The following is an 11,432-nucleotide window of genomic DNA, read 5'->3' as shown; positions in this document are numbered from 1 at the left end:
TTTCGGCACCGCCCACGAGTTGCCGGAGCTGAGGGCGCACGTACCCGGAATGGCGTGATCCGCCTGGTGCAGGGGCGACGCAAGTCGCGATCGGGCTTTACCGGGAAAGCGTCATCGCGACTTGCGTCGCCCCTGCGTCGCTACGCCGGCATTGCGGCGCCTCAACCGACGCGGGTGCCGAAGATGCGGTCACCGGCATCGCCCAGGCCGGGCAGGATGTAGCCCTTGTCGTTGAGCCGCTCGTCGATGGCGGCGGTATAGACCTCCACGTCCGGGTGCGCCGCTTCCAGCGCCTTCAGTCCTTCCGGCGCGGCGACCAGGAAGATGCCCTTGATGCGGCGCGCGCCGGCGCGCTTGAGCATGTCGATGGTGGCGATCAGGGTGCCGCCGGTGGCCAGCATCGGGTCGAGGATCAGCGCGTCGCGTTCCTCCAGCCGGCCGGTCAGGCGCTCGAAGTAGGGCACTGGCTGCAGGGTTTCCTCGTCGCGCTGCAGGCCAACCACGCTCACGCGCGCGGTGGGGATCAGCGCCAGCACGCCGGTCAGCATGCCCAGCCCGGCGCGCAGGATCGGCACCAGCGTGATCTTGGCGCCGGCGATGCGCTGCACCGCGACCGGCCCGGCCCAGCCCTGCAAGGTGTGCGCCTCTGTTTCCAGATCGGCGGTGGCCTCGTAGGCCAGCAGGCTGCCCAGCTCGTTGACCAGTTCGCGGAAATCCTTGGTGTTGAGCGTGGCTTGCCGCAGCAGGCCGATCTTGTGCCGGACGAGGGGATGGCGGACTTCGACGATCTTCATGGCGGCCTGCGGCGATGGAATGGCGGGAAGTCTGCACCAGAACCCCGTGTCTTCACAAAAGCGTGCTTCCACACAGAAGAAACCGGCGCGCGGCCGGTTTCCCCATCCCGGCATGCACCGCCGCGGCTCAGAACACCCAGCGCATCACCAACTGGTAGCTGGGGCCGGCTTCTTCTGTTTCCAGCTCGTATTCGTCGTATTTGCGGCCGAGCTGGTCGTCGAGGTTGTCGAACTTGTGGAAGAACTCGTCCTTGGAGGCGTCCAGCAGGTTGGCCGCGCTCAGGCGCACGGACAGGTTCCTGCCGAAGCGTTTCTCGACGAACAGTTCCAGGTCGTCGCCGTACCTGACCGTGACCTCCTCGGACAGGATGCGGCTGTAGGCGTCGCCCTGCCTGCGGTAGGTGGCGCCGAAGCTGGCCGCCAGCGACGGCATGTCGTGGATGAAGCCGACGTTGTAGACGCTGCGCGCCTGGTCGTTGAAGCGGCGCTCGCCCATGAAGTCGGCGACCTTGCTGTCCAGCCAGGAGTAGTTGAGGAACACGCCGGTGTCGGGCAGGCCCAGCGCGGTCAGCGGGGTGGCCAGGTCGAACTCCACGCCGCGCACGGTGCCGTTGCCGACGTTGGCCGAGGTGAACAGCCAGCTTTCCGGATCGAACGCGAAATCCTGCTCGCTGGCGCCGGGGTTGGCGGCGAGGAATTTCTTCAGGTCCTTGGCGTAGCTGTCCAATGCGTCCTCGCTCCATTCGCCGGTGTTGACCAGTTCGATCAGGTTCTTCACGTCGCGGTAGAACAGGTTGACGCCGACCACGCCGTGCTTGCCGAGCCGGCGTTCGAAGCCCAGGTCGATGCCGTTGGCGGTTTCCGGCAGCAGGCGCGGGTTGCCGACGTAGTCGTTGTCGCCGTATTCGCCGTCCAGCACTGCCGGGATCAGTTCGTTGAAATTGGGTCGCTTGAGGGTGCGGGCCAGCGACAGGTTGACGCGGGTCTGTTCGCTTATGTCCCACTTCAGGTGCAGCGAGGGCAGCAGTTCGTTGTAGTCGCGGCGGGCCTGGCCCTCGACGTCGCCGTCCTCGTGATAGCGCACGTCCGAGCGGGTGGTTTCGTAGCGCAGGCCGGTTTCCCAGGACAGCGCACCGCTGCGGCCGGACAGCATCAGGTAGGGGTCGAGCCGGGTTTCCTCGATCAGTGAACCGATGGTGCCGTCCAGTTCGTAGGCCACCGGGTCGCCTTCGTTCTCGGCCTCCCATTCGCGGGTGGTGTAGGACACGTCGCGCTTCTTGCGGCGGTAGTCGATGCCGAACTCCAGTTCGGCGGCACCGAGCGGGCGCAGGTGCGCGAGCCTGAAGCCGGTTTCGGTGTCGCGGGCGTCCACCGCTTCGGCTTCGGCCTCGGAGGCGTCCCATTCGCCGTTGACGTATTCGTGCTTTTCCTCGCTTTCGGCGCTGTCGTCCTCGAAACGGGCGAAGTCCAGGTCGAATTTCGTGGTGCCACCGGCCATGTCGAAGCGATAGCCGGCGCCGATGCCCCAGTTCTTCTGCTTGATCGGGTTCAGGCCGGGGACGTTGGATTCGATGACGTCGCCGTCGTCGTATTCCACCTCGTGCGACACCTCGGTGACGTCGCGGTCGGTCTTGACGAAGAAGCCGTCGATGTCCAGCCGCCCGCTTTCGCCGATGTCGGCGGTATAGGAGACGTTGCCCGAATAGTCGCGGCCGTCCTTCACCTCGTCCTGGTCCTCCCAGCTGACCAGCTCCTGTTTGCCCGGGTCTGTATAGCGGTCCGAGCGCTTGATCTTGCCGCGGTAGCGGTCCTGCACGTTGATGCCGGCCAGCAGCCGGCCGCCGAGTGCCCGGCCGCTGCTCACCGCGCCGAAGGTCGGGTTGACCTCGCCGTCGAACCAGCGGTTGACGCCCACGCGCAGGTAGCTTCCGTCGAACTGGTAGGAATCGCGCAGGACGATGTTGATCGCGCCGGCCATCGCGTCGCCGCTGCGGTTGGCGCTGGCGCTGCGCAGGATCTCGATGTGGTCCACCATCTCGGCGGGGATGCGGTCCACCCAGAACGAACGGTCGTCGCCCGCGCCGGGCACCTTCTTGCCGTTGATCAGCACCTGGGTGTAGCCGGCGGCCATGCCGCGCATCATCGCGCCGTCGAACTCCATGATGTCAGAGCCGACGAAGGTCACGCCCGGCACCCGCTTGAGCATGTCGCCGACGGTGTTCGGCTCGAAGCGCTGGAAGTACTCCAGGTCGTAGGACAGCACCGGCTCGATGTCGGCGCTGCGGTTGCGGTAGGCGATCTCGCCCTGGACCACGACGGTGTCCAGCTGCTTCGGCTCGCCGCTGGCCGCGGCCGCGCCATCCGGGGTGGAAACCTGCGCCAGTGCGACGCCGGCGGGAAGCAGGGCGGCGCAGGCGAGGGCTTGCGACAGGCGCAGCGCCAAGGTGTTGCGTTTCATCGGGTGGAAGTTCCGTGGGTTGTAAACGAACGGAACTTTCACCGCGGGGAATGGCAGTGATGTGACAGGAACGACGCGTGGTGGCGGTGGCGTGCCGGTTCTCCGGATTGTCACATCCGGGTCATACGATGCGCGGCCGACTCCCCCTGTGCATCGAGGAACCCCATGACGCCGCGTTGTTCATTCCGCCTGTTGCCGGCGCTGTTGTTGTTGCCGCTCGTGGCCTGTTCGGCCATGCCCGCCGTGGCCGACCGCGAACCGGACCAGTACGACGCCGACGACGTGCTGCTGCGCGACCACGACGTGCCGCACGTGGTGGTGCGCGAAGCCTTCGTGACCGAAGCCACCCCCGAAGAGAACATCGACTCGCCGGCCAGCTGGCTGCAGGACGGCAAGCGCATGCTGGTGGCCACGGCCAAGGCCAGCGATGCGCTGGTGGTCTACGACGGCGACAGCGGCCGGCGCCTGCGCACGGTGGGCGGCCCCGGCAAGGCGTTGGGCCAGCTGCAGCGCCCCAATGGCGTGGCGACCATCGACGACCGCTACCTGTTCGTGGTCGAGCGCGACAACCAGCGCGTGCAGATGTTCGCGCTACCGGAGTTCACGCCGCTGCTGGCCTTCGGCGAGGACGCCCTGCGGCAGCCCTATGGCCTGTGGGTGCGGGCGAAGGGCGAGGGCTACGAGGTGCTGGTCAGCGATGCCTACATGGCCGGCGAGGATGCCGACGGCGACGACGTCGTGCCGCCGCTGGCGCAATTGGACCGCCGCTTCCGCCGCTACGAGGTGACGCGAAGTGGCGATGGCTGGCAGGCGCGCGATGCCGGCAGCTTCGGCGACACCAGCATGGCCGGCGCGATCCGCATACCGGAATCGCTGTTCGGCGACGAGGCGCACGGCCGCCTGCTGGTGGCCGAGGAGGACGTATCCACCGGCACCCGCCTGCGCGAGTACGACCTGCAGGGACGCTACCTCGGACGCGACGTCGGCGCCGGCCAGTACAGGGCCCAGGCCGAGGGCATCGCGCTGATGGCCTGCGCCGATGGCGGCGGCTGGTGGGTGGCCAGCGACCAGTTCGCCGACCGCACCGTGTTCCACCTGTTCGACCGCATCAGCCTGGCCCATGCCGGCTCCTTCGCCGGCAAGGTCACCGGCCTGACCGATGGCGTGTGGCTGGATGCGCGCGGCGATGCGCGCTTCCCGCAGGGCGTGTTCTACGCCTCGCACCTGGACCAGGGCGTGGCCGCCTTCGACTGGCGCGACATCGCCGCGGCGCTGAAGCTGCCGCAATGCGCGCGACCTTGAAGGCAGGGCCGGTCCGTGGTGTCGATGCCCGCGCGCACCTATACTCGCCGTGACCGCCGGACGGCGGATCATGGACCGGTGCAGCCCGCGGCATCATGCCGCGGGACGGGCGCCGAGGAAGGACAACGACGGCATCCTGGCGCCCGCATCGTGCATTGACGGTACGGTATGGGACGGCAGGCAGGGAGGAACGACATGCGTGCAGGCAGGCTTGGGATCGGAACGGGGCTGGCGCTGTTGCTGGCCACGGTGGCGTGGAGCGCAGGGGCGCAGCCGCCACTGGAGGAAGAGGCGGTGCATCCGGGCGAGGTGGTGTTCGAGGACGGGCAACCCTACGTCGATGCCGGCGGCGGCAGGCTGGAGCGCCTGCACACCCGCCAGCAGGACGGGGAGACCGTCTACTACCGCCTGGTCCGCTACGACAACGAATTCGGTTATGTCGGCGACGACGGCGCGCCGAGCGTGGCCCAGACTTCCCGTGGCAGCCTGGGCGCCACGCCGATGCGCTACCACGGCGCCGGCCACCTGTACCGGCCGGATTTCTACAACAGCCCGTACAACCGCGACGCGCGCCAGCGCTACTGGGGGCCGGGTTATTTCGGCAGCTGCAGCCGCTATGACGGTTGCCGGGGCGTGCAACTGGTGCCGGTGGTGCCTTACCGCGTCACCGGCTACTGAGCCGGTGGCGGGCGCGATGGAAAACGGCGGCCGGTGGCCGCCGTTTTCGTTGCCGGCAACCACTCAGGCGCTGAGTGCCTCGAGCACGCGCAGCTCGGCGGGCCGCTCCAGCCCGCGTTGGCAATACTGTGGTTCGTGTTCGGCCAGCCGCTTGCCGTTGGGGCATTGCAGCAGCATGTAGTTGGCGTCGAAGTTGAGTTTCTCGACCAGGAAATCGACGAACGCGCGCACCTTGGGCGACACCAGCCCGCCACCGGCGAACACCGCGTTGAAGTCGTATTCCGGCCCGGTCCAGCCGGCCAGCACGCGGCGCAGCATGCCCGATTCGATGAAGGGCTTGGCCATCACGTCGCTGCTGAGCATCAGCCCGTCGCCGGCCACCAGCATCGAGTTCAGCGCCGAGATGTCGCTGGCGACCACCAGCGGGTTGACCGGGAACTCGCGCATCTCGCCGCCGTCCTCGGCCAGCGTCCAGGCGAAGCGGTTGTTCTGGCCCTGGTGGTGCTTGCGCACGGCCAGCGTGCGGTGGTGCTGCAGCTCGTCGGGATGGTGCGGTTCGCCGTGCCGGTGGATGTAGGCGGGGCTGGCGAACACCTGCGTGCGCAGGCTGCCGAGCTTGCGCGCGACCAGGTTGGAGTCGGGCAGGGGGCCGATGCGCAGCGCCAGGTCGGCCTCGCCGGCGATCAGGTCCAGCACCTCGTTGCCCAGGTGCATGTCCAGGTGGATTTCCGGGTACTGGGCCTGGAACTGGCCCAGCAGCGGCGCGATCCAGGTGATGCCCACCGAGTAGGGCACGGTGAAGCGCAGCCAGCCGCGCGGGCCGGACTGCAGCTGGCTCACCGCGCTTTCGGCCTGTTCCAGTTCGCGGGCGATGCGCTGGCAGTGGTCGTAGTAGACGCTGCCGGCCTCGGTCAGGCCGAGGCGGCGCGTGGTCCGGTGCAGCAGGCGCGCGCCCAGCCGCGCCTCCAGTTCCTGCACCTTGCGGCTGACGGTGGTCTTGGGCTGCCCGAGCAGGCGGGCGGCAGCGGTGAAGCTGCCCTGTTCGACCACCTTGACGAAGATCAGGGTGTCGTTGAGATCGTTGGCCATTGGGGAGGGGCTCGTGCGGAGACGGGATTGTGCCGGCGGCGGGACGATTATTCCCTTCAATTCGTACTAATCAAGTATGGATTGGAGGCGTACCTTGGCGCCCCTCGTTCAAGACCGAGTTGCAGCCATGCGCCTGCGCCACCTTCCGGGTTTCCTGCCGACGCGCCGCCAGCCGGCGTTTGCCAGTGCCGATCATGGCCCGAGGCGGGACAACAGCTTGAATCCACTGCACTTCGCCGCGTTGCGCGAGGTGCGCGAACCGGCGGGTGCGGGAACACGGCCTCCCGCGCTCCGGCGGCTGGTCGCATTCCTTGCAGCGGCACTGTCCCATTGGCGGGAGAAAAATTTCCGTGAGCGGGACAGTGGACATGGCCGCGCGGAGCGCCTGCGGGCGCGCGGCCCCGGCATTTGCGCGGGCGGGTGCACCGACCCGGATCTTCGTGCTTCGGTTTCCGCTGCCAGCGGCTGCTGACAGTGGCTGTCAGCGGCGCGACCGCACACTGCGGGCCCCGCCCGGTACGCACGCACATTTGACTGCCACTTCCGAACTTCTCCCCCCTCCCCATTGGATGCATGACATGAAAGGTATCTCCCGTTCCCCCCGAATCGCCCGACGTGTTGCCCTTGCCGGCGTGTCGGCGCTTGCCATCGCCATCCTCGCCGCCTGCAGCGGCGGCCATGCGCAGGAAGCCGCGGCACCGCCCGCACCGGAAGTCAGCGCCGCACCGGTGCTGGTCAAGCAGGTCAGCCAGTGGGACGAGTTCAGCGGCCGCATCGAGGCGGTGCAGAGCGTCGAGCTGCGTCCGCGCGTGTCCGGCTACATCGACAAGGTCAACTACGTCGAAGGCCAGGAAGTGAAGAAGGGCGACGTGCTGTTCACCATCGACGCGCGCAGCTACCAGGCCGAGTTCGACCGCGCCCGCGCCGAACTGGCCCGCGCCCGCACCCAGGCCGCATTGGCGCACAGCGAATCCGAGCGCGCCCGCCGCCTGGCCGAGCAGCAGGCCATCGCCGCGGAAACCGCCGAGCAGCGCCGCGCCAGCGCCGAGCAGGCTGCCGCGCAGGTGCAGGCGGCGCAGGCGGCGCTGGACGCGGCCCGCCTGAACCTGGAGTTCACCCGGGTGCGCGCGCCGATCGACGGCCGCGCCGGGCGCGCACTGGTCACCGCCGGCAACCTGGTCACCGCCGGCGACGCGGCCAGCGTGCTGACCACGCTGGTGTCGCTGGACACCGTGCACGTCCATTTCGATGCCGACGAATCCACCTTCCTGCGCTACATGCAGATGGCCCGCGAAGGCGAGCGCCCGAGCGCGCGCGAGCAGGCGCTGCCGGTGAAGGTGGCGCTGAGCGGCGAGGAAGGCTTCCCGCACGAGGGCAAGGTCGATTTCCTCGACAACCAGGTCACCCGCAGCACCGGCACCATCGGCGTGCGCGCGCTGCTGGACAACCGCGACCGCCAGTTCACCCCGGGCCTGTTCGCGCGCGTGCGGCTGCTCGGCAGCGGCGAGTTCCAGGCGCTGCTGATCGACGACAGGGCGGTGCTTACCGACCAGGACCGCAAGTACGTCTACGTGGTGGACAAGGACGGCAAGGCGCAGCGCCGCGACGTCCGCCTCGGCCGCAGCGCCGAGGGCCTGCGCATCGTCGAGCAGGGCCTGGCCGCCGGCGACAGGGTGATCGTCGATGGCGTGCAGAAGGTGTTCATGCCCGGCATGCCGGTGCAGGCCAGGCCAGTGGCGATGCAGCCCGAACCGCCAACCGGCCCGCGCACCGCCGCGCTGAACTGACCCGCATCCCCGCCTGACGCCGGCGCCCGTGCCGGTCGCGCCGCCTTCGCCCGACCGGGCGAGGGCAAGGCGGCGGCACCCCGGCTCCGGCCTTTCCAAGGATTCCGCAGATGGATTTTTCCCGTTTCTTCATCGACCGGCCGATCTTCGCGGCGGTGCTGTCGATCGTGATCTTCGCCGCCGGCCTGATCAGCATCCCGATCCTGCCGGTCGGCGAGTACCCGGAGGTGGTGCCGCCGTCGGTGGTGGTGCGCACGGTGTACCCGGGCGCCAACCCCAAGGTGATCGCCGAGACCGTCGCCACCCCGCTGGAGGAGGCGATCAACGGCGTCGAGAACATGATGTACCTCAAGTCGGTGGCCGGCTCGGACGGCGTGCTGCAGATGACCGTGACCTTCCGCCCCGGCACCGACCCGGACGACGCCGCGGTGAAGGTGCAGAACCGCGTGGCGCAGGCGCAGGCGCGCCTGCCCGAGGACGTGCGCCGGCAGGGCGTGACCACGCAGAAGCAGTCGCCCACCTTCCTGATGGTGGTGCACCTGACCTCGCCCGGCGGCAAGTACGACACGCTGTACCTGCGCAACTACGCGCGCCTGCACGTCAAGGACGCGCTGACCCGCATCCCCGGCGTGGGCGACGCGCAGATCTTCGGCGGCGGCGACTACGCCATGCGCGCCTGGCTGGACCCGGACCGCATCGCCTCGCGCGGGCTGACCGCCGGCGACGTGGTGCGCGCCATGCGCGAGCAGAACGTGCAGGTCTCGGCCGGCCAGCTCGGCGCCGAGCCGATGCCGGACAGCCGCTTCCTGACCCTGATCAACGCCCAGGGCCGCCTGCGCAGCGAGCAGGAGTTCGGCGACATCGTGCTCAAGAGCGGCGCCGACGGCGAGGTGGTGCGGCTGGCCGACGTCGCCCGGCTGGAACTGGGCGCCGGCGACTACACCCTGCGCTCGCAGCTGGACGGCAAGAACGCGGTGGGCATCGGCATCTTCCAGGCGCCGGGCGCCAACGCGCTGGAGATCCGCGACGCGGTGATCGGCGCGATGGAGGAAATGCAGAAGACTTTCCCGGCCGACGTGAAGTACGAGGCGGTGTACGACACCACCATCTTCGTGCGCGACTCGATCAAGGCGGTGGTGTCCACCCTGCTGGAAGCCATCGCGCTGGTGGTGCTGGTGGTGATCCTGTTCCTGCAGACCTGGCGTGCCTCGATCATCCCGCTGATCGCGGTGCCGGTGTCGATCGTGGGCACCTTCGCCGCGCTGTACCTGCTGGGCTTCTCGATCAACACGCTGAGCCTGTTCGGGCTGGTGCTGGCGATCGGCATCGTGGTCGATGACGCGATCGTGGTGGTGGAGAACGTCGAGCGCAACATCGAGGAAGGGCTGTCGCCGACCGCCGCGGCGCACCAGGCCATGCGCGAGGTGTCCGGACCGATCATCGCCATCGCCCTGGTGCTGTGCGCGGTGTTCGTGCCGATGGCGTTCCTGTCCGGCGTCACCGGCCAGTTCTACAAGCAGTTCGCGGTGACCATCGCCATTTCCACGGTGATCTCGGCGATCAACTCGTTGACCCTGTCGCCGGCGCTGGCCGCGCGCCTGCTCAAGCCGCACGGCGCGCCGAAGGATGGCCCCAGCCGCCTGATCGAGCGCCTGTTCGGCTGGGTGTTCCGCCCGTTCAACCGCTTTTTCAAGTCCAGCTCGGAGAAATACGAGCGCGGCGTGGCGCGCATCCTCGGCCGCCGCGGCGCGGTGTTCGCGGTGTATGCGCTGCTGCTGCTCGGTACCGGCGTGGTGTTCAAGCTGGTGCCGCCGGGCTTCATCCCCACCCAGGACAAGCTGTACCTGATCGCCGGGGTGAAGCTGCCGGAGGGTTCCTCCATCGCGCGGACCGACGCCATGCTGCGCAAGGTGGCGCAGATCGCGCAGGAAACCGATGGCGTCGCCCACACCATCTCGTTCCCCGGCCTGAACGCGCTGCAGTTCACCAACACGCCCAACACCGGCGTGGCCTTCATCCCGCTCAAGCCGTTCGCCGAGCGCCACGGCCGCAGCGCCGCGCAGATCAACGCCGAGATCAACCAGAAGATCGCCGGGCTGCAGGAGGGCTTCGCCTTCGCGATGATGCCGCCGCCGATCCTCGGCCTGGGCAACGGCAACGGCTACCAGATGTTCGTCGAGGATCGCGGCAACCTCGGCTACGGCGCGTTGCAGAACGCGGTGCAGGCGATGCAGGGCGCGGTGGCGCAGACCCCGGGCATGGCGTTCCCGATCACCAGCTACCAGGCCAACGTGCCGCAGCTGGACGCGGAAGTGGATCGCGTGAAGGCCAAGGCGCAGGGCGTGCAGCTGACCGAGCTGTTCGACACCCTGCAGACCTACCTCGGCTCGGCCTACGTCAACGACTTCAACCAGTTCGGCCGCACCTGGCAGGTGATCGCCCAGGCCGACGGCCAGTTCCGCGACAGCATCGAGGACATCGGCCGGTTGCGCACCCGCAACGACCGCGGCGAGATGGTGCCGATCGGCTCGATGGTGAGCATCCGCGAAACCTACGGCCCGGACCCGGTGCTGCGCTTCAACGGCTACCCGGCCGCCGACCTGGCCGGCGAGGCCGACCCGCGCCTGCTGTCCTCGGCCGAGGCGATGAACAAGCTGACCGAGATCGCCGGGCAGGTACTGCCGGTGGGCATGGCCACCGAGTGGACCGACCTGAGCTACCAGCAGGCCACCCAGGGCAGGGCCGCCTTCATCGTGTTCCCGGTGGCGATCCTGCTGGCGTTCCTGGTGCTGGCCGCGCTGTACGAAAGCTGGTCGCTGCCGCTGGCGGTGATCCTGATCGTGCCGATGACGCTGCTGTCCGCCCTGTTCGGCGTGTGGCTGACCGGCGGCGACAACAACGTGTTCGTGCAGGTCGGACTGGTGGTGTTGATGGGGCTGGCGTGCAAGAACGCGATCCTGATCGTCGAGTTCGCCCGCGAGCTGGAGATGGGCGGCAAGGGCATCGTCGAGTCCGCGCTGGAAGCCTGCCGCCTGCGCCTGCGGCCGATCGTGATGACCTCCATCGCCTTCATCGCCGGCACCGTGCCACTGGTGCTCTCGCACGGCGCCGGCGCCGAGGTGCGCAGCGTCACCGGCATCACCGTGTTCGCCGGCATGCTCGGCGTCACCCTGTTCGGCCTGTTCCTGACCCCGGTGTTCTACGTCGCGCTGCGCAAGCTGGTCACCCGCAATGGCGGCGGCCAGCTGGTGCGCCACGGCGAACCGACCCTCCACCACTGATTCCCGCGAGGCAATACGGATGAACCTCCACGAAAAGAGCGCG

The 11,432-nt window shown here is 68.6% G+C and carries 7 protein-coding genes; 4 read left to right on the top strand and 3 right to left on the bottom strand.

The features are described from left to right. Nucleotides 1-161 precede the first annotated feature (161 nt). Complete coding sequence (gene upp, locus ABB34_RS10920; RefSeq protein ID WP_057641353.1) at nt 162-794, bottom strand: uracil phosphoribosyltransferase; 633 nt, start codon at nt 792-794, stop codon at nt 162-164. Between the two features lie 127 nt (nt 795-921). Beyond that, nucleotides 922-3,252 (bottom strand): TonB-dependent receptor plug domain-containing protein, encoded by a 2,331-nt coding sequence (locus ABB34_RS10915; RefSeq protein ID WP_057641352.1) that lies wholly within the window; start codon nt 3,250-3,252, stop codon nt 922-924. A gap of 165 nt (nt 3,253-3,417) precedes the next feature. Between ABB34_RS10915 and ABB34_RS10910 the strand changes: the two genes are divergently transcribed. Both ABB34_RS10910 and ABB34_RS10905 read left to right on the top strand, forming a co-directional pair. Further along, nucleotides 3,418-4,554, top strand: a complete 1,137-nt coding sequence (locus tag ABB34_RS10910; RefSeq protein WP_057641351.1) for an NHL repeat-containing protein — start codon at nt 3,418-3,420, stop codon at nt 4,552-4,554. A gap of 195 nt (nt 4,555-4,749) precedes the next feature. Continuing rightward, nucleotides 4,750-5,232 carry a hypothetical protein gene (locus ABB34_RS10905; protein ID WP_083490166.1) on the top strand — a complete coding sequence of 161 codons (483 nt, stop codon included), beginning with the start codon at nt 4,750-4,752 and terminating at the stop codon, nt 5,230-5,232. A gap of 63 nt (nt 5,233-5,295) precedes the next feature. Here the strand turns inward: ABB34_RS10905 and ABB34_RS10900 are convergent, their stop codons facing one another. Continuing rightward, a complete protein-coding gene (locus tag ABB34_RS10900) occupies nt 5,296-6,321 on the bottom strand; it encodes a LysR family transcriptional regulator (RefSeq protein ID WP_057641349.1) in 1,026 nt (341 codons plus the stop codon). 578 nt (nt 6,322-6,899) lie between these two features. Between ABB34_RS10900 and ABB34_RS10895 the strand changes: the two genes are divergently transcribed. Beyond that, nucleotides 6,900-8,108: an efflux RND transporter periplasmic adaptor subunit gene (locus ABB34_RS10895; protein WP_057641358.1), complete on the top strand. Its 1,209-nt coding sequence runs from the start codon at nt 6,900-6,902 to the stop codon at nt 8,106-8,108. 110 nt (nt 8,109-8,218) lie between these two features. After that, the gene (locus ABB34_RS10890) at nt 8,219-11,389 is read left to right on the top strand and encodes an efflux RND transporter permease subunit (protein WP_057641348.1); all 3,171 of its coding nucleotides are present in this window, start codon (nt 8,219-8,221) and stop codon (nt 11,387-11,389) included. Nucleotides 11,390-11,432 lie beyond the last annotated feature (43 nt).

Origin of the sequence: Stenotrophomonas daejeonensis, from assembly GCF_001431505.1 — a bacterium.
In the GTDB taxonomy this organism is placed as follows: Bacteria; Pseudomonadota; Gammaproteobacteria; order Xanthomonadales; family Xanthomonadaceae; genus Stenotrophomonas; species Stenotrophomonas daejeonensis.
This window is presented reverse-complemented; position numbering and strand designations above follow the sequence as displayed.

What these genes read in the sequence shown, in the direction of transcription:
- upp (WP_057641353.1), bottom strand. Translation starts at nt 794, where the DNA reads ATGAAGATCGTCGAAGTCCGCCATCCCCTCGTCCGGCACAAGATCGGC.
- ABB34_RS10890 (WP_057641348.1), top strand. Translation starts at nt 8,219, where the DNA reads ATGGATTTTTCCCGTTTCTTCATCGACCGGCCGATCTTCGCGGCGGTG.
- ABB34_RS10900 (WP_057641349.1), bottom strand. Translation starts at nt 6,321, where the DNA reads ATGGCCAACGATCTCAACGACACCCTGATCTTCGTCAAGGTGGTCGAA.
- ABB34_RS10915 (WP_057641352.1), bottom strand. Translation starts at nt 3,252, where the DNA reads ATGAAACGCAACACCTTGGCGCTGCGCCTGTCGCAAGCCCTCGCCTGC.
- ABB34_RS10910 (WP_057641351.1), top strand. Translation starts at nt 3,418, where the DNA reads ATGACGCCGCGTTGTTCATTCCGCCTGTTGCCGGCGCTGTTGTTGTTG.
- ABB34_RS10895 (WP_057641358.1), top strand. Translation starts at nt 6,900, where the DNA reads ATGAAAGGTATCTCCCGTTCCCCCCGAATCGCCCGACGTGTTGCCCTT.
- ABB34_RS10905 (WP_083490166.1), top strand. Translation starts at nt 4,750, where the DNA reads ATGCGTGCAGGCAGGCTTGGGATCGGAACGGGGCTGGCGCTGTTGCTG.